This window comes from Legionella impletisoli, assembly GCF_900639875.1.
Lineage (GTDB): Bacteria > Pseudomonadota > Gammaproteobacteria > Legionellales > Legionellaceae > Legionella_A > Legionella_A impletisoli.
The window spans coordinates 39551-63281 of sequence record NZ_CAAAIA010000009.1; the positions used below are offsets into that span (position 1 = coordinate 39551).

The following is a 23731-nucleotide window of genomic DNA, read 5'->3' on the forward strand; positions in this document are numbered from 1 at the left end:
AGAGCCGCCACATGAATCAAGCTGACAATCAGACAAGCGTTACAGCCTCAAAGCAGAAAAGATTATATTTTTCTGTTTTCGTCAATATGATGTTAACCCTTGCTCAGGTTGTAGGTGGCCTTGTCTCCGGAAGTTTGTCACTGATATCGGATGCGTTGCATAATTTCAGTGACGCCGCATCGCTCTTGATAGCACTTTTAGCTGTCAAAATTGGTCAGAAAAAGCCTGATTTGTCAAAAACATTTGGTTATCAAAGGGCAGAGACCATCGCAGCACTTATTAATTTTACGACTTTGATTCTTATTGGGTTGTATTTGGTTTATGAGGCAATCGTTCGATTTATTTCTCCACAACCCATTTCTGGCTGGGTGGTGGTAGTCATCGCCATCGTTGCTCTGGTAGTAGATACAATAACGGCCATACTCACCTATAAATTTTATAAAAAAAGCATGAATTTTACAGCGGCATTTTTACACAATCTAACGGACGCCTTAGCTTCTGTTGGTGTGATCGTTGCCGGTATATTTATCCTTTTGTATGATTGGTTATGGGTCGATACTGCGGTAACCATTACCATTGCTGCTTATGTGTTATGGCAGGGGCTTCGTGAAATCCCCAAAGCTATTCATTTATTAATGGAAGGAGCTCCTTATCATATCGATATTTCCGATATTATAACCGGCGTAGAGCAGTTAGAAGGTGTAAAAGAAATACACCATGTGCATGTTTGGCAAGTCAATGAACAGTTAAATGCACTTGAAGCACATGTTGTTGTTGAAAAAAATATTGATACCGAGTCATTAAAAAAAGAGATAAAAAATTTGCTCACTGATAGCTTTCAAATTAAGCATTCTACCTTGGAATTTGAAAAATCCACTAAATAGCCAGGAGCGCAACCCTGAATTGATTTTAGCTTGGTATATATCGACTAGATAAAAGCAATAATAGAATAATTCCAACGAAAATGGTTTGATTTTATATGGATGATTTTTATAAAAACCAACTTTGTCAACGCTCACTTGTTGAGCAATCATTAAACAATCATATATTCTGACTTATTGGCCTGGTGTTATTGTTGATGAAAATTATTTAATAAAAACCTAGTGTGGCATGAGAAAGTTTCATGCGATACAAAATGATGATTATTTTAGCATCACTTTCGGCAGGCTTCAGCGCATTCGCGACAAGCTTTAGCGCAAGCTTTGCATAACTCTTCATCGTGTTTTTCACACTCAACAGCACATGCATCGCAAATTTTAGCGCAAAGCTCGCAAATTTCTTTACAAAATGGCATATCTCCGCGCATACAAATTCTAGCGCATAGATTGCAGATATCAGCACAAGTGGTGCAAAGCTTAAAACATTCAAGGTGAGAATCGTTTCCAATACAGCATTGGTAAGCACAGGCCTCGCAGGCTTTTAGGCAGTCAAGACATGACTGTATACATTCTTTATGGTGCATTTTGACACTCCTTTGTTTTAAATTGAATGAACTTCATAAACCATAGTCTAGAAAAAATGGTTTATCAATAACAAGTTAAATATGGGAGAAATGGAATAGATTTATTCATCATCCAACTTAATTAGGCCAAGTACAGATATGGTATATAAATCTTGTTTAGGAAAAGCTGTTAATGAAGATTTAGCGGGTTCAAGATATCCATGGTTCACGCAATCATCAATTAATTGATGATTTGATGCGCATTCTTGTGTAGTTTTTGGATGTAATATCTCACAAACATCATTTATAGATAGATGAAAATTTTTGCGCAAGGTATTTTGTTTTAACATTTGCTCTTTAAATAATTGCAAAATGATTTTTTCATTCATATTCATATATAAAATATAGCCAAAAATCGTTTTTAATGGTCATATTAGATAGAAATAGTATACAAGCTAGATAATTTTATATAAATATCCCAACTACTAGCCAGGCAATAGCAACCATTGCAAAGAAAAACAATATTTTTTCAATTACCGAGCTGTTAGCCTTTTTTGTTTTAGTATTTGACATATACCAAACAGCAAAAACGATGCTTAATAAAATGAAAATGCAGTTAAGATAGAAACCATAGTTGATATCAAAATAACTTCTTTGGGATAAGCTTTGAACTTGACCTGGATTGGGTAACAAAGAAAACAAAGCAAAGCCGTAATGCAAGATTATCGATGTCAGTACTAAAATAGTGATAAAAACCGCCATGATATATAAAGCCATTTTCCAACCGTAGTATTTTGCCTGAATTCTCAATACGGGAAATACGATTAAATCACTGAATATGAATGCCATAATCCCAGCATAACTAACCCCATTACTGTATAAAACGGCAGCTAATGGAATATTACCCATCGAGCCAATGAAGGTAAAAAAAGCAGCAATTGGTCCAATGAGACTTTGAGTAAACACTTGCCAAAACGCAGGATTGGATACGGAAGAACCAACAAACAACGTTTCAAAAAAAGCCTTTGGAACAAAAACGGCAATAATACCTGCAACGCTAAAGCCTATGGTGAGGTCTTTCCAAACCATTTTCCATTCCATGGCATATTGGTTTGCTACCTGAGACCACCCTTGTTTACTTAAGATTAGCGCCTTCCAGTCATTGGATTCATTCTTTGTTTCGCTTTGATCAAGCTTTTGGGCATGTTTTCGAGCATTTTCCTCCATTTTTTTATTAAGGCTAATACGAACTAATCCCCACATCAAAAGAATGAGTAATAAGCCTCCAACATATTCGCCTACAACAAACTGCCAACTTAAAAAAACAGCTATCACAATTCCTAACTCAATCACTAAATTAGTAGAAGCTAATAAAAATGCTAATGAGGGGATTAATCCTGCCCCTTTGCTAAATAAAGAGCGGGTTGTTGCAAGGGCTGCAAAAGAGCATGAACTAGAGATGAAGCCAAAAAACGTACCTAACCCAATACTTTTAAACCCCGTATCACCCATAGTGTTTTGCATGCGCTCTTTGGTAACAAACACCTGAATCATGCTGCTGATAAGATACCCCAAGCCGAATGCCCAAAATGCCATCCAGAATAATCCTAGAGTTGTTATAGCTGATTGATGCCAAAGTTCTAATACCTGGTTCATTGCATATCTCTAATATTTAATTTGCTTTTGTTTCCATAATAAAAATATTGCAGGGATGACCACTAAAGTCAGGATGGTCGCACTTACCATGCCGCCAATCATAGGGGCAGCAATACGCCTCATCACTTCAGAACCCGTGCCTGCTGTTATCATGATGGGTAATAATCCACCTATGATAGCAGATACCGTCATGATGATTGGACGAACCCTTAATAATGCTCCTTTAACAACAGCATCTTTGATGTCTTTATCGCTAATTTTTTTGTTTAACTGTTTGCAGTTGTCGGTGGCTTGTTGCAACGCTTGATTTAAATACACCAGCATGACAACTCCTATTTCAACCGCAACACCACTCAGGGAAATAAATCCAACGCCTACAGCAACAGACAGATTGTAATTTAATACGTACAACAGCCATATGCCACCTGTCAAAGCCAAAGGTAAAGTTAATAATATCAATAGCACTTCGCCAACATGTCTAAAGTTTAGATATAACAATAACATGATGATTAAGAGCGTGACTGGGCCAACAAGCATCAGTCGTTCTTTTGCTCGCTGCATATATTCATATTGCCCTGAAAAACTTAAACTATAACCTGATTTAAGGTTTAAGTTTTGTTCTATCGCTTTTTTAGCGCGTTTAATATATGAACCAATGTCTGAATCATTTAAATCAACAAGCACCCAACTGGTTAAGCGCGCATCCTCACTTTTTATCATAGGCGCTCCATCATCAATGGATACGTCAGCTACCGCCATTAGAGGTATGTGAGCGCCCGATGGGGAAATGATGGGTAGTGATTTTATGTTTTCCACTGAATCCCGTTCAGATTGAGGATAACGAAGATTAACTGGGTATCTTTCGCGACCTTCAATTGTCTGGGTGACATTCATGCCGCCAATGGCTGTACTAACAACTTCTTGAATGTCTTTGATGTTTAATCCATAACGAGAAGCGGCTTTTCGGTTAATTTTAATGTTAACATACCGACCACCAGCAGCCCTATCAGCATAAACAGAAGCAGTACCAGGTACATTTTTTAGAATTTGCTCAAGATTTTCTCCAATTTTTTGCAGCTCATCCAATGAAGGGCCTGAAATTTTAATACCAACAGGCGTTTTAATGCCCGTTGCAAGCATATCAATGCGTGTTTTAATGGGCATGACCCAGGCATTAGTAAGACCTGGTAGTTGCACCAACCGATTAAGCTCTTCTTTTAACTTCTCTTTGGTTAACCCTTGCCGCCATTTATTTTTCGGTTTAAATTGAACCACCGTTTCAATCATAGTAAGTGGTGCTGGATCGGTAGCTGTTTGAGCACGACCAATTTTGCCATAAACCGTTTCAACTTCAGGAACGCTTTTAATTAATTTGTCTGTTTGTTGAAGGATTTGCCGTGCTTTTCCGATTGAAACACCAGGTAGTGTTGTTGGCATATACATCCAATCACCTTCATCTAATTCAGGCATAAACTCAGAGCCTAAATGAACCAGTGGCCAATAACTTACTAGAACTAAAAAGAGCGTGACACCAAGAATGGTTTTTGGAGCCTTTAATATGGCATTAATGATTGGGCGATAGGTTGCTATCAAAAAACGATTAATGGGGTTTTTGTCTTCTGGTAGAATTTTACCCCGGATAAAATAGCCCATAAGCACTGGAACCAATGTGATTGAAAGTCCAGCAGCAGCTGCCATAGCGTAAGTTTTTGTATACGCCAAAGGCGCAAATAAACGTCCTTCTTGTGCTTGCAGTGCAAACACGGGCAAAAAGCTTAAGGTGATAATAAGCAATGAAAAAAATAGCGGCGGACCAACTTCTAATGAGGCTTCTTGAATAATTTGCCAGCGGTTTTCTTTAGTTATTGGATTTTTTTCAATATGTTTGTGAACATTCTCAATCATAACAATAGTGGCATCAACCATTGCACCAATGGCTATGGCAATCCCACCTAAAGACATGATATTCGCATTAATCCCTTGCGCATACATAACGATAAAAGCACATAAGATACCAAGGGGTAGGCTTACCACAACGACTAGAGAAGATCGAAAATGAAAAAGGAATAAAAAACAGACCAATATCACAACTATGGTTTCTTCTATTAATTTTGATTTTAACGTATCAATGGCACGATAAATTAAGCTTGAGCGGTTATATGTTTCAACAATGGAAACGCCTTTAGGTAGGCTTGATTGCAAACTTGTTAGTTTATTTTTAACGGCTTTTATGGTTGTTAGCGCATTTTCTCCTTGACGCATAACAATTATCCCGCCAACAGCTTCACCCTGTCCATTAAGTTCACCTATTCCTCGGCGCATTTCAGGGCCTAAGGTTATTTGAGCTACATTGGATAATAAAATGGGTGTGCCATGCTCATTCATTCCAAGAGGAATGTTTTTTAATGCTTTGATACTTTGGATATAACCATCTGTACGTACCATATACTCAGCCTCGCCCATTTCAATGACTGAGCCGCCAATTTCACTGTTGGCATTTTTAATGGCGTTTTTTACTTTTTCTAAAGGAATACCATAGGCCCTTATTTTATCTGGCTCTAATACCACTTGGTATTGCTTTACCATACCGCCAACGGTGGCAACCTCGGAAACACCAGGAACGGTTTGTAATTCAAATTTCAACAACCAGTTTTGCAACGTTGTCAGTTCAGATAAATCATGTCTGCCACTTTTATCAATAAGCGCATATTGATAAACCCAACCAACCCCTGTTGCATCTGGGCCAAGCTGAGGTGTTGCTCCTGAAGGTAATTGTCCTGCAACCTGATTTAAATACTCTAAAACACGAGACCGGGCCCAGTATAAGTCAGTGCCATCTTTAAAAATGATATAGATATAGGAATCACCAAAATAAGAATAAGCTCTTACCGTTACCGCTCCTGGTACAGCAAGCATTGCTGTGGCCAGAGGATAGGTAACCTGATCTTCCACAACTTGGGGTGCTTGCCCTGGGTATGAGGTTTTAATAATGACCTGGACGTCCGATAAATCAGGAATAGCATCAACTGGTGTTTTTAGTAGCGAATAGATACCACTTGCTGCGATTAGTAATGTTATGATTAGGACTAAAAAACGATTTTTTATAGACCACTCAATGGTTTTTGCTATCATTTTTTATCCTTTCCATGTGACATATTATGCATGATGTGAAGTTTGGTGATCACAAAGCCTTTTTCATTTTTTATCATAATAAAGTGAATTGAATCGCCAACTTTGGCTGATGTTAATGAAACGTCTTTAGCTACGGGTATTGTCATCACCATTTCTCCCATATCTAATGAGGAAATGGGTTGATGAAAAATCGTAATTTGATGATTTTCTATATCAATCGCTTTAATACTACCCATACCAATGTGTTCGGTTTTAATGCTTTTAGGGTCCTTAGATTTGATATTTTTCTTGTCATCAATTCGGTTAATGGCTGCTTTCATATTTGATTCAGAGTCAATTAAAAATTGCGCGGAGGTAACGACTTCCTCATCTCCCTTAAGTCCAGATAATACTTGATAAAAATTTCCTGACTCGATACCAATGGCTACTGGCTGTGCTCTAAAACGTCCTTTACCTAGTGACACAATGACTCTATCATTGTCGCCCGTTCTTATCAGTGAAAGCTTAGGAATAACCAGGGTGTTTTCAATCGGGTTGCTAATAATTTTTACATTCGTATACATGTTTGGTTTAAGGGTGAAATCTGGATTTGGAAAAACCAGTCTTACCCTTAAGGTATGTGTTTTGGCATCAAGTCTTGGGTAAATATAATCAACAACACCTTGCCAAGTTTTTCCGGGTAGATAGGGAAGTGTTGCAATGGCTGCTTGATTTTGTTTTATCCAGTCAGATTGATATTCAAAAACTTCGGCGATTATCCATATTTTAGATAAGTCCTCAATGCTAAGTAATTCAGTGTCTGGCTTTACAAACTGACCTTCACGTACGTTTATTTTTGAAACAATGCCACTTTGACTGGCAAAAATTTTAACTTGCTCCATCAACTTTCGAGAAGTTATCAGTTGTTTTATTTGTGATTCGGCCATACCCAATGTAATTAGTTTCTTTTTGCCGGCCTCAATTAAGGCCCTGTTATTATTTTTAAGCGCTATTATCAATTCTTCTTGCGCATTATTTAGTGTTGGTGAGTATAGTGTCATCAATAGTTGACCTTGCTTGACTTGTTCACCGGTTGCTTTGACAAATTGTTCTTTAATCCAACCATCAGCAAAAGTATGAATATGTTCAATATTGTTTTCATCAACCGTGACATATCCAACAGTTTTTACTATGCGCGACAAATTTTGTTTGGAAACTTTTGCTGTTTTAACCCCTAGATTATTAACAACCGATGAGGAAATCTGAATGGTGTCTTTGTCTTGCGTGTTTTTATCCTCATAGACAGGAACCAAATCCATGCCCATCGGCGATTTGCCGGGTTTATCTCTTCGATAGTTTGAATCCATGGGCGCAACCCAATACAAAACTTTCCGCTCTGTTTTTGAATGGCTTGAAACTTTAGTTGATTGCCAAAAGTGGAAGAAAAACATGCCTGCTAAAAAAACGATAATTAAAACCAATACCTCAATGATTCTGCGCTTCATATTATTTTCCCTGTAAATATAGAAGGTTTATGCGAGCCGCATCCCTGTCAACCTTAACCTTTAATGCTTCTAATTCTGTGTTTAATTGACGAACGTAGGCCCTGGCCAGCGTTGGAAAATCGGTTTGAAAATTTTGATATGCCGTCATAGTGGCTTTAGCATATTGATTGGCTTGTGGAATCAATGAGCCTATAAATAATTGCGTGCTTTTTTGTTGTTGCTGCCAGATATTGTATTGAATATTGAGGTATTCTCTTAAGTTTCGATAGTGACTCATTCGGTCTTTTTCAGAAGCCAGTAAGTTATCTTGGCTTGATTTTAAGCTTTTATCCTGCCTATTTTGAGTAAATACAGGTAAATCCATATTAACAGTGGCTGTTAAAAAGTCCGGCCACTTTCGCCCATCAATTCCGCGCCCCTGTCGAAATCCATACCCGACATTGACATTAAAACCTGGTTTATATTGCTCAAGAGCCAAGTGCACTTTAGCTTGAAATGCAGAAATCGTTGCTGAATCAGTTTTTAATTCGGGATGCTGTTGTACGGCGTTCAATAATTTTTGCTTTGCTGGCAGTGAAGGCCATAGAGGCAGATTTGAGGCTTGTGCTTTATGCGCATTGGATTCACTTATCCAGCGTGCCAATTGAAACCTGGCTGTTTGAATTTGTTCATCGATTTGAATCAACCGATTGTCTAATTCAGAGAGTTCCAATTGTGCTCGAATCACATCCTTTTGTTGCGCTTTATTATTGGCCAGCATAGATTTGGCGACTTCAAGTAATTCTTTAAAAATAGCCTTTTCTTTTACTACAATGGTTCTTGCTTGTTGCCAGTAAAATAAGTGAAGCCAACTTAAGCGTACTTTTTGAAGAATATCTAAGCGCATGCTTTGCAACTTAAAAAATTCAGCCTTGGCCAAGCAACTTTTCTCTTGTGAGCCAAACTTTAGGCTTTTTCCTCTAGGAATATATTGACTAAGGCCTATTTGAATTTGCGTCATGGGTTCTTGGTTAAACTTAAAGGTATCAACAGGAACGTTTAGTGTTCCCCCGAAAAGGCTTGGGTCTGGGGATTGATTTGCAGCAATTGCAGCCTGGTATAAGGATTCATTTTTTGCTCTTAAAGATTGGAGTTCTGTTGAGTGCTCAATAGCAAGATTTTCCGCTTGCTTTAAACTCAAAGCGTTAGCAAATGAAGCGCTCCAGACTGATGTGAGCCCAATTACAAACAAAATTAATCTGTATTTATTTATCTTGTGCATCCTATGCATCAACTTTCCTATTCATTTTAAATTACACAGGGCAAAAGATTCAAAATTCTATGCCTGATTTTCTTTATTACGTAGATTTCTTTTTCTTACGTAGTTATTAAGCCCAATGTGATTGGTGTATCCTAAGAAATTAGCAATTTTTCTAACCGATAATCCTAAATTCAATAGTTCCTTTATTTTTTCAACATCCTTATCAAATTTACTTTTTTGTATTGTGCCTTTGGGTTTTCCAAGCCTTATGCCTTGCCTTTTTTTACTAGCCAGCGCTTCTTTTGTTCTTAAACTAATTAAATCTCTTTCAAGTTCAGAAAACAATGAGAATAATGTAATCATTACTTTTGAGGTCATGTCGTGTTGTTTAATATCCAGTTGTTGTTTGATGACAATAACACGCACCTTTTTTTTCAATAACTCATTTATAAGACCGATTACTTCCGCAGTGCTTCTTCCTAACCGACTTAACTCAGTTACTATTAATATATCAGCATTGTTTAAAGCGAACATCATCTCATCAATGCGTCTTTCTTTGCTTGTTTTTCTGCTCGATGCAGACATTTCAATAAAACTACTAATTTGAAATTGTTGTTTTTTTGCGTATTCAAAAATCTCCAGCTTTTGGTTGTTTAAATCTTGCTTATCTGTTGAGGTTCGAATATAGGCAATGATTTTGTTCATAAATTTACCAAAATTTAGCTTCGTTAATATATAACGTTATAATATATTTATAATTATACAGTTATGATAATAAAAATGAAGTGTTTTGAATTAACAAAATAAATGCGTATAAACGAGCGTTATTTGTTATACAAAAAAGCTGACCATCAAGAGCTAAAAACCGAATTACCTTGACAAGGTAATGCAGTTGCATTACTATATACAATATAATCTTATTTTGGAGTAGCTTATGAATAATTCCATTATAGTCAGCGAATCAACATTAACTGATCGTTATCAAACGACAGTTCCTGAACCCATTAGAAAAGCGCTGCATTTGAATAAACGAGCCAAAATTCGATATACCATTCAATCTGATGGGAGTGTTGTTTTATCCCGCGCTGAAAACAATGATACTGATCCTGTTCTTTCTGAGTTCTTACATTTCTTGGCTGAGGATATATCTAAGCACCCCGCTCATTTAAAGACTGTTAACAACGAATTGGTTTCTTATGTATCAACACTGGTTTCAGACATAGATGTTAATTTGGATGAACCATTATCTGATGAGGAAGACTAAGTTTGACATCAAGTAACACCATTACTGTAAATGGCTGGACTATATTCGTGCACCCGATGTTTATGGATGAATATGAAGGCTTAATAAACCAAGTCGAGAAACTTAAGAAAAAAGATCCAGTCAATTATAAGAATAAAAATGCCACCAAGCGATTAGCAGCAATTAATAAATTGGCTTTTGAAATAATTCCGCAAGATCCAACGCTACCAGAATATCGTCAAGGATCAACTTTGGGAAGGGAGCATAAGCACTGGTATAGGGCAAAATTTTTTCAACAATATCGTCTATTTTTCAGATATCACTCAGAGTCCAAGGTTATTGTATATGCTTGGGTGAATAATGAAAAAAATAAAAGGGCATATGATAGCAAAACAGATGCTTATAAAGTTTTTGAAAAAATGTTAAATAAAGGAAATCCTCCTGATGGTTGGGAAGCGCTTTTGAAAGAAGCGAAAAAAGCATCTTGTCATTTATCAAGAGTCATTGATTAAATCATTCTACTAACATTTTATCTTTATTTTATTTAATCCTCATCATTTAAATTCCAAGAGGTCTAACTTTGTAGATTGTTAGACCTCTTTTGAATGTGTAGCAGATGTAGCAATGTAGCAGTAACAAAAATTAAAATCGGATTTCAATAATTCTTGATCTGTAGTCACAATGAGACTACAATAATAATATATAGATTTTCGGAGAAATAACATGGCTAATGTAGATACTTATGTACGCGCCAGAATCGATTCAGAAACCAAAATGCGAGCAGCCGATGCATTAGAGGCCATGGGGTTGTCAGTATCCGATGCCATTCGTCTGTTGATGTTGCGTATTGCCGATGAAAAGCGCATGCCTTTTGAAGTCAGGGTTCCTAATAAGGCAACCCGTGATGCCATACGTGAACTTGAAGCGGGCAAGGGTAAAAAATTCAGCAGTATTGATTCCTTGATGGATGATCTGAATGCGGACGATTGAGCGCTCCACTAAATTTAAAAAAGACTATAAGCGAGAATTAAAAGGCAGGTATCGAGATGTCCTTGAGTCAGAATTAAAAATGGTTCTGGTTGTCTTAATGAAGGACGAAGCCTTGGATGTTCGTTATCGTGACCATGACTTAAGCGGCAATTGGGCTGGTTATAGAGAGTGTCATATTAAACCTGATTTGCTTTTGATTTACCGTAAACTAGATGGTGATATTTTAAGACTTGCTAGGCTTGGCTCTCATAGTGAGCTTTTCAGCTAATCAACCCCTACATGGCATAAGGGTTCAATTTAACCACCGTTTTCTGGTTTTGCTTATTAATTCGGATGTAATTGTGGTTTGCAAGTAATTCCAACGCCTCATCACGTGCTTGTTTATCCCGTATGGGGCTAAATTGCTGAATTTCTCTGGGCGTGGTTTGATGCTTATCATGGGTTATCAGCCAATCCAGCAAACGCTGGGCTTCCAGTATTTCTTCTTTTTCTGACTGAATGCTGAATATTCGTCTGGTTTCAAACAGGTGCCAGCTGATAATGGCAATAGCCTGCTCCATATGTTCTGAACGTATATCACCCTCACTTCCTGAATACAAATGAAACAAAGCTGCGAGTCTTGCTGCATTTTCAGGAGCTTTGGAGGCAAAGTCTTTGATGTTTGACCATTGACCGTGATCGGATACGCCACTTTCTGTTTCATTGAAAAAATGAATCCAGTGTTTTTTAGCATCAGCTCCCATATGCAGGGTAGGGAGGTTAATGCAACCTGCCTGAGTCAGTTGTTTGGAAACATTCAAGCAGTCTTGTAATCGATTTTCCAAGCTTTCAAGATAGCCAAAATCCTTGGGTGGCTCCTGGTAAAATCGATTACCCATCGAGCTTTTTGGATAAGCCATTAAGCACCGTGCCAGGAACCCACTTTGTCTGTGAATCCCTGTGGCTTGGGAGCTTAATTGTTGCAATAACAATGGCTGCATCATTAAATTTAATGTTAGCCTTCTGTTTTGAATCATAAAACTTTGGCTTGTTTTTCTGTGTGCTGTAAATGTCTTTCCATCCCACAAACGGTTTAAAAGTGCCACAAAACGGGTAGGGTTGGACTGCATACTGTGGCTTCCCAGAACAATCCCTGCTTCGTCCGACCAAAGAGAAGCACTCGGCCAGCCATTGGCAAGATGTACTGCTAGGGCTTCCTGGGTTGCATCCTCGAAATATAGCGTGGGTAAAAGCGGTATTTCAGGTTCCTGATCAACTAAGAAAGCAAGTTGAAACTTTAAGTGTTCAGCATCTTCACCAGAAAAAGAGCATCGTTTAATTTGAGATAATAAACCGTCACGTTCCATCTGCCAGGCATGATGTAAAGTCATGGCTGTTTTAACTTCGCTTTCTCGCTTTCGTCGAAATGATTTTTCCCAAGATCTGACTGGTTTTGAAAAAAGGTTGTCAATGGCTGATTTGCGCTCACCGGAGTTGGCCACCATTAGAAAGTATAAGGATACAGGGCTTTTTAAATATTTGTCTCTTGCTACATTGGCCATTGATTGGCAGGCTAGTGATATGTTGGCAAGTAAACTTCCAGCAATTAACGGAATAGGTTGTTTCCCGTATTGGTGGTATTTCGTAATAATGTCTTGCAAATTAGAGGGGAACGCTTCAATAGGGTAAGGGAGAGCGTTATTAATATCATCAACCAATGGTGTTGGATGCTCCCAATTGGCACATGTTTGATGGGTTTTTGGCTTAAAAGACGTATTGTACATTAAATTCATGAGAAAATGTAAATTGGTTATCTTAACTTAATAGTCATATATTGTCCTGTTATCTAAGATAATTGATAAAATTAAAATTGTAATTCCATCATAAATTTATTTTCACTAATAACCAAATATTAAGGATTAACAGCCATGTTCTTTTTATCAATATGGGGTGCGGTTACAGGTACGGTTGGCACTATTTTAGGGATAATTAGCATCACTTTAAAAATTAAAGAATTCAACAGGAATAAACCCAACTTAGTTTGTAAATCCCAGATTAAATATTCGACTATTAATAATTTGGATGTACGTATTTTTATAAGCTCAACAGGTCGAACCCCTATTCAAATAAATAAAATAAAAGTCTATGTTTTACCGAGAAAATTTTGGATGAGAATACTAAAGTCATATTACTATAAAAAAAGAAAAGCAATTTTAGAACTAAATGTACCTAAAACAACACTTAATGAGCAAGAAAAAATAGATTTTAAGTTAGCTATTCCTCAAGATCTTGAATATAGCGATATATATAAAATATCCATTATTGATGGAGTGGATAAAGAGTGGCCAGTAGATTGGCCTAGTGTTTCAACAGTAAAGAAAAAGACAAATCAAACAGTCTGTCATATTAACATCCTATCAAATAGGCTAAAGATTTTATTTAGAAGTTGAATATAAGATCCCCTTAAAAGGTAGTTACACTCCCGGGCGTTGGTTTAATAAAAAGAAAGAGCTTATGGAAATGATCGAGCATATTCATCTCAAAGCAAGAAAAAAAATTTATGAATGGTGAAATCGATAGAATAACTCTATCGTAGTAATGGTATCGCTATACATATTATTTGTTTCTACATTCTGGGCAGAAATTTTTGTTATTGGTTCGAGTTCTTGCCTTAATTGTGCTTTCATAATTATGACCATTTGGACAGAACCACCAAATTCTTTTGTTGCTACCTTTAGTAACATCATTAGGTGTTAGCTTCCCATTCTTGCTTGGATGCCATTCTTTAGCGATATCAGGATATAGGTATGCAAGACAGTTTTTTGGCGTTGCTTTGTTTCCAGAGCAATAAGGGCACTTTCTACCTGATACTCTTGAATAAACTTGTGCATAATACTCATGGCCCTCGGGACATAACCACCAAACTTTTTTGTTGCTGCCTTTTGTAATATCTGTAGGTTTTAGTTCATTGTTTTTTTCTGGGTGCCACTCTTTTGCTATTTTGGGGTATAAAGTTGCTAAGCTGTTATCCTTACATACTCGGTGATTCGAGCAATAAGGGCATGCTGAGCCATATGTTCTGCTTAAAATGGTTGCCTGGTAAACATGTTTTTCAGGACATATCCACCAAATTTTTTTTCCACTACCACAGGTGATTTTATCTGGTGTTAGATCCTTATTTTTGGATGGGTGCCATTCTTGAGCAATATTTGGATGCAAAGAGGCAAGAGAGTTCTGTTTACAAGCCTTACTCCCAAAGCAATACGGGCATCTACTCCCTTTAACTTTATTTTTAACAATGGCCTCATAGTCATGTCCATTCTGACATTTCCACCAAACTTTTAGATGGCTGCCTCTGGTTACATTTTCAGGAGTTAATGGATGGTTTTTTTTAGGATGCCATTCTGTTACAAGGGTAGGGTATAAATGTGCTAATGAATTTTCTTTACAGACTTTTCTTCCAGAGCAATAAGGGCACTTTCTACCGGCAAAGCGTCTAACAATAGTCGCTTCATATTCATGCTTGTTGGGGCATAACCACCATACTTTTCTATTACTACCGCTTGTAACATCTTTTGGGGTTAAGTTGCCATTTTTTGATGGGTGCCATTCTTCTGAAAGTTTCGAGGCTTGTGAAGCAAGGGAGGTTATTTTTGTCGTTTTCTTTCTTGCACAATAAGGGCAACCTCTTCCTCGGGAACGCTTTGTAATGCTGGCTTTATAAGAGTGCTTTGATGGACAAAGCCAGTATGCCTTGAACATGCTGCCATGAGAAAAACTTTCTGGGAGAAGTGGGAAATTTTTATTATAGTCCCATTCTTTGGCAAGGTGTGGTTTTTGAAATAGAAGTGAGTCTTTGGGATGAGGCGATGGATAATAACTTAGATATTCCCTATAAGCACTTTCATTTTGAAATTTTTCTTGGGCTATATAGTTTTTTATTTTTTCTAAAATATGATTTGGTAATTTTTTTAGTTTTTTTATCCTTAACAGCAGGGTATTAATATCCTTTTTATTTAATGATTTTTTAAGAGAAATATCATGCCTTGATATTTTCTTTAAAGGATGCTCTCTTATCCTAATTAACTCAATTCCTTTATTTGATAATATTTCATTTTTGTTTTGATCTTTTTGTAGCTTATCGCCTCTATGGTAATATGAACCATCGTATTCTATGCCTACTTTGTATTTTGGAATGTATACATCAACTTCTTGTTTATGGAGCTTTTGGCGAGACTCTATTTCTTTAAAAATATATGAAAGCTCTGTTAAAACTCTAATTTCTGCCCTTGATGTTTGATTGGAACAATATGGGCAAGAGCTAAGTTTTAGAGTCCTGCTTTTTATCAAGGAAAAATATTCATGACCTTTAGGACATAACCACCAAACTTTTTTACCGCTTCCTTTTGTGAAATCATCAGGAGTTAATTTACCATTTTTTGAGGGGTGCCATTCTTTTGCTATATCAGGGCATACTGTTGCCAGGGAATTATCTTCACATACTTTTTTCCCTGAACAGTAAGGACAATTTGTTGGATTTGGGCAAGTCCGCCTGTTTACAGACTTCTGATATGTATGTCCATTAGCACATAGCCACCATACTCTTTTACCACTGCCGATTGTTATAGTTTGAGGCGTTAGGGATTTATTTTTAGTTGGGTGCCATTCTTTAGCTAATTCTGGTCTTAAGGTCGCCAAACTATTACTGACGTCTACTTTGTGGCCTGAGCAGTATGGGCAACCTCTCCCTATTGCCCGACTATATACCCTTGCTTCATAGTCATGATTGTTTGGACATTTCCACCACACTATTAAAGAACTTTTTTTTGTAACGTTGTCAGGAGTTAATGGCTGATTATTTTTAGGGTGCCATTCTTTGGCAATATCTGGCAGCAATAATGCTAGAGAGTTATCTTTGCAGGTCTTATGGCCAGAGCAGTAAGGACACCCATTTCCTTTCGCTCTTTGATTTACGCCGCAAAAATAACTATGTCCATCTGGACACCTCCACCAGACTTCTTTTCCACTAGCTTTTGTAACATCATTTGGTGTCAATTTGCCATTTTTTGAAGGGTGCCATTCTCTGGCAATATCTGGATAAACCTGTTGTAAACAGTTATCTTGGCATAGCTTTCTCCCCGAACAATATGGGCAACCCCTACCTTGTGTTCTTTGAGCTACCGTAGATTGAAACGAGTGCTTCTTAGAGCAGCACCACCAGATTCTTTTAAAACTAGATTTAGTAACATCATTAGGAGTTAAAGAGCCGTTTTTTTCTTGATCCCACTCTTTTGCTATTTTGGGGTATAAAGTTGCTAAACAGTTATCATGACAAACTTTTCTCCCAGCGCAATAAGGACATTTTGAATTACTTAATGTTCTATATACAACTTTGGTTTGGTACTGGTGCCCTTTTGGACACACCCACCAAACTTTTTGATGTGACCCTTTTGTAACCTTATTTGGTGTCAATTTGCCATTTTTTGAAGGGTGCCATTCTCTGGCTATTTCAGGGTAAAGTGTTGCTATGCAGTTATCATAACAGGCAGTCTTTCCTGAACATTTTGGACAGTTATGTCCATAAGTTCTTTGAGCTATTGACGCTTGGTAAGAGTGGTTTTTAGGGCATAACCACCATACTTTTTTTGTACTTGCCTTTGTTACATCATTTGGAGTTAATTTGCCATTTTTATTTGAGTGCCATTCTTTGGCTATTTCAGGGTAAAGTGTTGATAAGCAATTATCATGATAGGCTCTTTTTCCAGCACAGTAAGGACATCCAGTTCCATTAGTTCTACTTAATATTTGAGCATTGTAGGAATGTTTTTTTGGACATAACCACCAAACTTTTTTATTGCTTCCCCTAGTGATGTCGCTAGGTTTTAACTCACCATTTTTTTTGTGATCCCATTCTTTGGCTATATCAGGACAAACAGTGGATAAGCAATTGTCTCGACAAACCTTTCTTCCAGAGCAATAAGGACAGCTAGAGGGGTATTTCTTTCTTGTTCGACTCTTAACACTTTGTTGATAAGAATGGCCTTTGGGACAAAGCCACCAATAAAGTATATTACTTCCTGATGATATTTTGTTTGAGATTTTATCTTTGTTTTTTGTTGGATGCCATTCTTGCGCTATTTCAGGATGCAAATGCATAAAGCTATTTGTTGTATTTTGATTCTCCCTGTTGTCCGCGGATGTCGTCATATTTTGCTAACCTTAATTATTACTACAATTATAGTTAATCTTTAAGCTTTACTTATATGAGCGGGGCAGGTTGACAAGTGGTTTCTTGTTTTCGCACGGTGATTGATAATGTCACCAATATCGAGTTTGATTTGTAATGTGCCATAACAACTGACTGATCTTGTTCGGAATTGAGAACATACATCAGTATTCGGGCGTTCCCATTATCCTTGATATCGTCTCAATTTCTCGCCTCGTATTCTCATGTTAGCATGTGCAATAAATTTGTCATGTAATTTTGGTTTTAAAGAATTGTAAGGTATTTCTTATAGTTAAAATTTTATCTTAAGGAATTTGCCTCCGCCCTCATAAGGGCTTGGAATTTGTGTTTTGCAATATTCAACTGCACCTTCAATTGAATTGGGGTACAAATTTAACTTTGATATTTGATGTTGTTTTTCAAGTGTGTCAAGGCTCTTCCGCGGATCATTTTTCTTGATATAAATCTTTCTAAAATAAGAGTGAGCATTTTTATCTTTAGAAATAATATCCTCAATCTTTTTATGCTGTTTTAGCCTGATGTAACAACCTTCTTGCTTTTTTTCTCTTTCATTTTGATGCGGTTGGTTATTGAAAAAAATTAAATTATCGCTTGTAATTCTTTCAAAATCCATGATGTAAAGGGCGTGCTGAGGAAACAAATTCGCCCTGTCTTCATAAGCAAAATACAATGCAATAAGTGGATTATAAGTCCAGTCTAATAACGGGGTAGGTAACCCATAATGTCTACCTAATGCCCAAAGCTGATTTTCAGTAAAGTCATTTAATTGTTTTAAATCGTTATGTTCGATGTTTTGCAATGCACTTTTAAACGTTTCAATAATTTTATTAGTTTGTTCTTCATTCAAGAATTTATGAGTTCTTTTGAGTGTAGGAATTAATGTCCATCGAGGGTCTTGATGTCCTCTAAATATTAAGTTCTTTTGGTTTACCAATTGATTTGATACAAGCTCAAGGAAGTCTTGCCACAGGCTTATTCTGCTAACTGGAATATTTACTCCTTCCTCAATTTGTTCATAGGTGTAGTTGTTGTCATTGAGAGATGTAAAAATGGGTAGGCTGTTTATGTCAGCATACTTTTTCATTATAAAAGGGGTATCCCTATCCATCTTTTTTCCTTGATAATTTTTTTAGCACTAACTATCAATGCGCATGATTATATGGCTCAATAGAAAGCTTAAATCCGAGTCCTTTTAAAATGGTTCCAAAATTATCCAGCCGAGGGTTGCCTTTTTCTGACAGTATCTTATATAGATTTTGTCTATTTAGTTTGGTTGTTTTTGCAAGTTTTGTCATGCCACCTTGAGCAGAGGCAACGTTTTTCAAGGCAACCAAAAAAGCTTCCAGGTTATTGTCTTCTTGATACTCTTCTAAGGCAACTTGTAAATAACCAAAAGCTTCCTCTGGATCTTTCAATGACGCAATCAGATCACTATGGTAATCAACTGTATTGTGTAAAATTTTGTCTTTATTCATCACAGCGCTCCTGTAAATCATTCCAGTATTGTTTTGCGGTATCAATGTCTTTTTCCTGACTACTTTTATCGCCACCGCAAAGTAAAATGATGAAATAATCATCTTGTTCGGCGAAATAAATACGATATCCTGAACCAAACGCAAACCTTAACTCTGAAACACCATCGGATAAAATTTTATAATCACCAAGGTTTCCCAGTTCAACTCTATCCAATCTGGCACGTATTCGATGCCTGACTTTGGAATCTTTTAATCCATCAAACCACTCTTTATAGGGAATTTTCCCTGATTTGGTTTGATAGAACCGTATCTGTTTAGGTTTTATTTCTTTCATGGTTAATTGTCGTATATAAGCGACATTTTGTCAAGTTATATACAATTCTCCTTTCAAATTTGTTGTAGTTTTTGCAGTTTATTTTTTATCTGGTTTGTGCTGTCAATGCTGGTTGCTCTATCAAAAATATTTTCTTTTGATAGCGTGCTTTGCAGCAATGGTTTCGCCCATAACATAAACAAATCATCTGCTGATAACATTGATTCCAGAGATTCTTTACGCTCATCGATCAAAATATCAATGGCGCAGGAAACAAGCCACTTCGAGGGCGTTGTTTCACCTTGTGCCATTCCCTTAATAGCCATTGGTGAGTAGCTCTTATCTTTATCGAATAAGTTAATCGCCTTTTGATGCAATTTCTCTGAGCGATTATGAACCGCTTGTAATTCTGAAAAGATAGCTTTTATTTGGTTGCTGTAATCAATTTTTTGGTAATGGGCAAGATTTGCCTTATCGAGCAACTCTAGTGCGTGCTCTTTGCTCTCACCTGAAAGCTTGGAAACCGCAATTTTCATTTGTTGGATGATACTTGTAATCATTGAGTCAAAGATATTTAGCTCAACATCATTTTCGTGGCAAATGATTTCAATCCTCTCTAAAAGCTCCATAAACTCATAAGGCAGGCGAAAGCGAAAATCTGTTAGTGCATTGGCAGGGGAGGGCGCAAGATGATCATACACGGCCTTAACATTCTGCATAAACTGCTTTAACTCCACTTTCTGGCCAATAGAAAGCTTGTCCCACCCATCAAACCCCTCAATGTTATCAACATTAAATGAGCCATAACTGGTTTTCAAATCAGCCGACTTTACGTAGACCCTTGGCGGCCTACGTAAATTTTGTTTAACCTCAAGGCGTAATAATTTTTTCATTTTTTTCTCTCCAATAAAATTAATTCAGGTTCTGGTTGGTAAAGGCAGGCTATATTTCTTGCCTCAGATACTCTGGTCATAGTGATGTTGGTTTTTAAGTCGATATAATATTTTTTGCCGGATTGTTTGTATTCATTGGCGGCACGAAAAGCAAAAATAGGGGTATTAATAAATCCACCAATCAAGTGATAGCGCATTCTTGGGGTAATGGCTTTATCATCGGATTTTGTTGCCTCAAAGTATTTTTTTAATAGGTGATATTCATCAAGTTTATAAAGGTGGCTCGTTTTGCCATACCTTTCGCCTTGATATCGCAAATAATAATTAACCCCTGAAATATTTAGCTTTCTTGCGATGGTTAACTTGTTTCCATAATAAGCCTGCCTCCTGGTGAAATAAGGCTTAAAATCACGAAGAACAGGCATTTTTTCTTCTTGCCCATACAAATAGACCAGGTTATTTACTTTCGCATCGAGGCAGGCTTTATTTTGTCGTGCAGTTGATAATTTTTCTTTGATTGCATCTAGTGTTTTGCTTATGGCATCTAAACCTTGATTTTTAAGTGTGGGGATGTCGTGCAAAGGTATTTCTATTTCATAACTTAATGCCTCAAGCTGTCTTAAAGCCTTACAAAGACTTGGGTAATAAATAAGGGTATCCAGTTCAAGATGAATGCCGATAGGCTCTTTAAGTGTTAAATATTCAGAATATGAGTATTTAATGTCTTTGTTTCTAATGCTTATCTGCGGCCTTCTTATCACATCAAATAAATCGTTGCAGGATAAGGGAAGTTCTAGCGGTGGATTTGATTGTTGTATTTGAATCACTATTATTCTCCGGTTTTCTTTTATTGTCCGATTGACCACTTTTAGAATATCAAAACGGGGGAATAGTGTCAACTTAAAAGATAGATAAAAAACATCGAAAAAATAGACGTTTTTTATTGACATAATTGTCATGCTTTGTCACAATGGACTTGTTCAATTGGGAACATAATAGAAAACATAAGGATTAAAATCATGAACCAATACGATGCACTAAAAATTCTTGGCCTTTCTGGCCAGATTTCACAAAACGATATCAAATCAGCTTATAAAAAAGCTTGCGCAAAATTCCATCCTGATAGAAACCCTGCTGGCCTTGAAATCATGAAAATGGTTAATGTCGCCTATGATGTTTTAAAAAACTATGACGGAAAGGCAAGTGTATCAAGCAATGCAGCCAAATACGGTGATGAAATGGCAGACGCTTTAAATCAAATCAGCGGTCTTGGCCTAAAAATTGAGATATGCGGCTCTTGGGTTTGGGTTAGAGGCAACACGAAAGCGCACAAAGAAATACTAAAACAAGCAGGATTTAAATGGGCACCTAAAAAGGCGTGCTGGTATTTTAGACCATCTGATGTAAAGCGTTCTCGTTCGTTGGGTAACTACTCCATGAGTGCAATTCGGGAGAAATATGGAAGCGTCCATTTTTCAGGGCAAGGGCAGCAATGTTTAAATTAAATTAAATTAATTTAAGGCCACCTGAAAAGGTGGCCTTTTAGCTTACAGTTAAAACATCAGGAGTATTTACAATGACACATTCGAATAAATATATTGTTTCAGATGAACAGGGTAACTATGTGTACTATACAGATCACTATCATGAGGCTTTAGGGTTACTATCCCAATATAATAAAGATTTGGTTAAGCATGGCATTAACGGAAGTGCTGCTATTTTAAAGCGTAAAATAGATGGCAATGGTAGGTGTCATTATGAACTGTATTATTGAACCTGCTATTGGTCTTACCCCCATTTTAAAAGCATCAGTATGTTTATAATTACACATAAAAAAACGTCAATTAAATAGATGTTTTTTGTTGACAAAGATGCAGCCTTTTAATATACTGGAATTGTTCACTTGGAACATAAAACAAAACATAAGGAGTTAAAAATGAGTAATCACAATATCAAAGTCGGCACCATCTTTTATGCCTGCTGGGGATATGAGCAAACCAATATTAATTTTTATGAAGTTATTGAATTGGTAGGCAAGTGCACCTTAGTCCTTCAAGAGTTAAAGCAAACCCGAACCCCTTGTAGCTACCTTAGTGGTAATACCAAACCTGTTCCATCAAGTTATATTGGGAGTCCCTTTAGAAAGCGAATTAATCGCGATGGCTTGGTAAAAATATCATCATGTGAATTAGGCACGATCTGGGATGGTAGAACCTTGAGTTATTCGCAATACGCTTAACTTATTCGCCTGTTGCCCTGCTGTATTAAGGGCGACAGGCTTGCATAGTAACTTAATTGTAAGGGGGTAGCACATGAGATACGTTGATTCGTTTGATTATGAGCAAGATGGGTTTGATGTAACGATATTTGAATTGATAGATGGTAATTTTATTATGGACATCAAAGATCTACATGGGCGTATTATCTGGGGCTTTGAAGGTCTTACCAGTTTGAAAGAGGCACAAGAGCTGGCAACCAAAGAAATTGAAATCTTAAACACGATAGAAGATTTTGAGGATCTTCTTGATTACTTGTAAAAATAGTCAATAAAATAGATGTATTTTATTGACTATTTTATAATGATTTGAGATAATATACTTGTTCACTTGGGAACATAATACAAAACATAAGGATTCAATCATGAATAACCTATCGAAAGACTTCAAACCCTCCCACACAATGATCAATGCTGCAAAAAACTGTTTAGCCCAACAAGCTTGGTATGAAACCATATTGCCAACGATCAAATGCATCCAGCGAGAGGTTTTACTGAAATTACGGCCTCTGGATAAGAGAACAAAGGAAATAATCACCGATCCTGACAATGCCTGGAAAATGTCTGATGACGACTTTAAAGACTATGAAGCGCTTTTGCATGGGCGATATATAAAAGAGGGTTTTAAGGTCAAATTCGGATACTGTCCACTACTCATTTCTGAGCGAGAACTAACACAGTCAAAAAAAATATTAATCGACACAATGGAGCCAATTACAGCTTTGCAGTCAATGATGATTATAAATGCTCGTAATGGTTTAAAACTATTTGATGATTTTGTTGAGATAACTTTGCGACTGATAGCACCCTATATAAAAGAACATTAGATTCTAATACTGATTAGTTCCTCTCTCTGTAAGTGAGGGAGGAAACATTGCAACTAACTGATAAAAAAGGATGATGAAATGTTTAAAAATATTATAAAAATTATTGGCGCAATTAAATTAAAGTTCGTTCGTTCAAAAATAAAGAAAGCTTATATCAGATCTTTGGAGACTGCATATATTAAAAAAACGCAGGAAATTTATAAACTCCGTCAGCAATTAAGGGCAAATTTAAGGGGGATGCTATGAACCTGATAGAAAAAATTCAATATGAAATGTTTTATGATGATGTTGACTCTAATGAGCAATCAGAAGAGTTAAAAGAAATTTACCATAGCAGTAATAACAAAGATGAAATAGATAAAGTTTTAATATGTCTTTGTGGATATGGCATGGATTCGCTTGAAAAAATTTAAAAGCCGTCCTGCTGAGTCATTAACTGACTCAGCAAGCCCATATTTTTCTAGGGAAGCCAATCAGTTTTTAATAAAATAAGCACGAAAACAGCTACAAACATGCAAATAGCATAAAAGATTTTT

The 23731-nt window shown here is 36.7% G+C and carries 27 protein-coding genes; 13 read left to right on the forward strand and 14 right to left on the reverse strand.

What is annotated here, in order from left to right; all coding sequences use genetic code 11:
- The first annotated feature begins 11 nt into the window (after positions 1–11).
- Entirely contained in the window at positions 12–884 is an 873-nt protein-coding gene (locus E1O41_RS10060) for a cation diffusion facilitator family transporter (protein WP_131777202.1), read from the forward strand.
- Between the two features lie 269 nt (positions 885–1153).
- On the opposite strand, the gene E1O41_RS11995 is transcribed toward E1O41_RS10060, so the two are convergent.
- From E1O41_RS11995 to E1O41_RS10095, 7 genes are all read right to left on the reverse strand, one after another.
- Positions 1154–1462, reverse strand: a complete 309-nt coding sequence (locus tag E1O41_RS11995) for a four-helix bundle copper-binding protein (RefSeq protein ID WP_131777203.1) — start codon at positions 1460–1462, stop codon at positions 1154–1156.
- A 101-nt stretch (positions 1463–1563) separates the two neighbouring features.
- Positions 1564–1830, reverse strand: a complete 267-nt coding sequence (locus E1O41_RS10070) for a hypothetical protein (RefSeq protein ID WP_131777204.1) — start codon at positions 1828–1830, stop codon at positions 1564–1566.
- A gap of 76 nt (positions 1831–1906) precedes the next feature.
- On the reverse strand, positions 1907–3097 hold the full coding sequence (locus E1O41_RS10075; RefSeq protein WP_131777205.1) for a permease: 1191 nt from the start codon (positions 3095–3097) through the stop codon (positions 1907–1909).
- Between the two features lie 9 nt (positions 3098–3106).
- Positions 3107–6229 (reverse strand): efflux RND transporter permease subunit, encoded by a 3123-nt coding sequence (locus tag E1O41_RS10080; RefSeq protein WP_131777206.1) that lies wholly within the window; start codon positions 6227–6229, stop codon positions 3107–3109.
- The gene (locus E1O41_RS10085; RefSeq protein ID WP_131777207.1) at positions 6226–7713 is read right to left on the reverse strand and encodes an efflux RND transporter periplasmic adaptor subunit; all 1488 of its coding nucleotides are present in this window, start codon (positions 7711–7713) and stop codon (positions 6226–6228) included. Before E1O41_RS10085 ends, E1O41_RS10080 begins: the two co-directional genes overlap by 4 nt.
- A gap of 1 nt (position 7714) precedes the next feature.
- Positions 7715–8974, reverse strand: coding sequence for a TolC family protein (locus E1O41_RS10090; RefSeq protein ID WP_165481173.1), 1260 nt, complete (start codon positions 8972–8974; stop codon positions 7715–7717).
- A 57-nt stretch (positions 8975–9031) separates the two neighbouring features.
- Entirely contained in the window at positions 9032–9658 is a 627-nt protein-coding gene (locus E1O41_RS10095; protein WP_131777209.1) for a recombinase family protein, read from the reverse strand.
- Positions 9659–9887: 229 nt separating this feature from the next.
- On the opposite strand from E1O41_RS10095, the gene E1O41_RS10100 reads away from it, so the two are divergent.
- From E1O41_RS10100 to E1O41_RS10115, 4 genes are all read left to right on the forward strand, one after another.
- Positions 9888–10217, forward strand: a complete 330-nt coding sequence (locus tag E1O41_RS10100) for a type II toxin-antitoxin system PrlF family antitoxin (protein WP_131777210.1) — start codon at positions 9888–9890, stop codon at positions 10215–10217.
- A 47-nt stretch (positions 10218–10264) separates the two neighbouring features.
- Complete coding sequence (locus E1O41_RS10105; RefSeq protein WP_268237679.1) at positions 10265–10708, forward strand: type II toxin-antitoxin system YhaV family toxin; 444 nt, start codon at positions 10265–10267, stop codon at positions 10706–10708.
- Between the two features lie 211 nt (positions 10709–10919).
- Positions 10920–11186: a type II toxin-antitoxin system RelB/DinJ family antitoxin gene (locus E1O41_RS10110; protein WP_131777212.1), complete on the forward strand. Its 267-nt coding sequence runs from the start codon at positions 10920–10922 to the stop codon at positions 11184–11186.
- Positions 11173–11454 (forward strand): type II toxin-antitoxin system YafQ family toxin, encoded by a 282-nt coding sequence (locus E1O41_RS10115; protein WP_131777213.1) that lies wholly within the window; start codon positions 11173–11175, stop codon positions 11452–11454. The genes E1O41_RS10110 and E1O41_RS10115 overlap by 14 nt, the downstream gene beginning before the upstream one ends.
- 7 nt (positions 11455–11461) lie before the next feature.
- Here the strand turns inward: E1O41_RS10115 and E1O41_RS10120 are convergent, their stop codons facing one another.
- Complete coding sequence (locus E1O41_RS10120) at positions 11462–12949, reverse strand: YfjI family protein (RefSeq protein ID WP_242603906.1); 1488 nt, start codon at positions 12947–12949, stop codon at positions 11462–11464.
- A gap of 144 nt (positions 12950–13093) precedes the next feature.
- Here E1O41_RS10120 and E1O41_RS10125 point away from each other — a divergent pair, with 144 nt between their 5' ends.
- Positions 13094–13615, forward strand: coding sequence for a hypothetical protein (locus tag E1O41_RS10125; RefSeq protein WP_229669376.1), 522 nt, complete (start codon positions 13094–13096; stop codon positions 13613–13615).
- Positions 13616–13781: 166 nt separating this feature from the next.
- Here the strand turns inward: E1O41_RS10125 and E1O41_RS10130 are convergent, their stop codons facing one another.
- The 6 genes from E1O41_RS10130 to E1O41_RS10155 form a co-directional block, all read right to left on the reverse strand.
- Positions 13782–17372: a zinc-ribbon domain-containing protein gene (locus E1O41_RS10130; RefSeq protein ID WP_131777215.1), complete on the reverse strand. Its 3591-nt coding sequence runs from the start codon at positions 17370–17372 to the stop codon at positions 13782–13784.
- A 311-nt stretch (positions 17373–17683) separates the two neighbouring features.
- On the reverse strand, positions 17684–18520 hold the full coding sequence (locus E1O41_RS11855; RefSeq protein ID WP_188668247.1) for an FRG domain-containing protein: 837 nt from the start codon (positions 18518–18520) through the stop codon (positions 17684–17686).
- A 34-nt stretch (positions 18521–18554) separates the two neighbouring features.
- Positions 18555–18887 carry a helix-turn-helix domain-containing transcriptional regulator gene (locus tag E1O41_RS10140; RefSeq protein WP_131777216.1) on the reverse strand — a complete coding sequence of 111 codons (333 nt, stop codon included), beginning with the start codon at positions 18885–18887 and terminating at the stop codon, positions 18555–18557.
- Entirely contained in the window at positions 18880–19221 is a 342-nt protein-coding gene (locus tag E1O41_RS10145) for a type II toxin-antitoxin system RelE/ParE family toxin (RefSeq protein ID WP_131777217.1), read from the reverse strand. Before E1O41_RS10145 ends, E1O41_RS10140 begins: the two co-directional genes overlap by 8 nt.
- A gap of 53 nt (positions 19222–19274) precedes the next feature.
- The gene (locus tag E1O41_RS10150) at positions 19275–20093 is read right to left on the reverse strand and encodes a hypothetical protein (RefSeq protein WP_131777218.1); all 819 of its coding nucleotides are present in this window, start codon (positions 20091–20093) and stop codon (positions 19275–19277) included.
- Positions 20090–20920: a hypothetical protein gene (locus E1O41_RS10155; protein WP_131777219.1), complete on the reverse strand. Its 831-nt coding sequence runs from the start codon at positions 20918–20920 to the stop codon at positions 20090–20092. Before E1O41_RS10155 ends, E1O41_RS10150 begins: the two co-directional genes overlap by 4 nt.
- Before the next feature lie 192 nt (positions 20921–21112).
- Between E1O41_RS10155 and E1O41_RS10160 the strand changes: the two genes are divergently transcribed.
- The 7 genes from E1O41_RS10160 to E1O41_RS11805 all read left to right on the forward strand — a co-directional run bounded on the left by E1O41_RS10160 (position 21113) and on the right by E1O41_RS11805 (position 23608).
- The gene (locus tag E1O41_RS10160; protein ID WP_131777220.1) at positions 21113–21598 is read left to right on the forward strand and encodes a J domain-containing protein; all 486 of its coding nucleotides are present in this window, start codon (positions 21113–21115) and stop codon (positions 21596–21598) included.
- A gap of 71 nt (positions 21599–21669) precedes the next feature.
- Entirely contained in the window at positions 21670–21867 is a 198-nt protein-coding gene (locus E1O41_RS10165; RefSeq protein WP_131777221.1) for a hypothetical protein, read from the forward strand.
- A 162-nt stretch (positions 21868–22029) separates the two neighbouring features.
- Positions 22030–22332 carry a hypothetical protein gene (locus tag E1O41_RS10170; RefSeq protein ID WP_131777222.1) on the forward strand — a complete coding sequence of 101 codons (303 nt, stop codon included), beginning with the start codon at positions 22030–22032 and terminating at the stop codon, positions 22330–22332.
- Between the two features lie 73 nt (positions 22333–22405).
- Complete coding sequence (locus E1O41_RS10175) at positions 22406–22630, forward strand: hypothetical protein (protein ID WP_131777223.1); 225 nt, start codon at positions 22406–22408, stop codon at positions 22628–22630.
- A gap of 103 nt (positions 22631–22733) precedes the next feature.
- Complete coding sequence (locus tag E1O41_RS10180) at positions 22734–23195, forward strand: hypothetical protein (protein ID WP_131777224.1); 462 nt, start codon at positions 22734–22736, stop codon at positions 23193–23195.
- 78 nt (positions 23196–23273) lie between these two features.
- Positions 23274–23441, forward strand: coding sequence for a hypothetical protein (locus E1O41_RS11800; RefSeq protein ID WP_165481174.1), 168 nt, complete (start codon positions 23274–23276; stop codon positions 23439–23441).
- Positions 23438–23608, forward strand: coding sequence for a hypothetical protein (locus E1O41_RS11805; protein WP_165481175.1), 171 nt, complete (start codon positions 23438–23440; stop codon positions 23606–23608). The genes E1O41_RS11800 and E1O41_RS11805 overlap by 4 nt, the downstream gene beginning before the upstream one ends.
- The last annotated feature ends 123 nt before the right edge of the window (positions 23609–23731 follow it).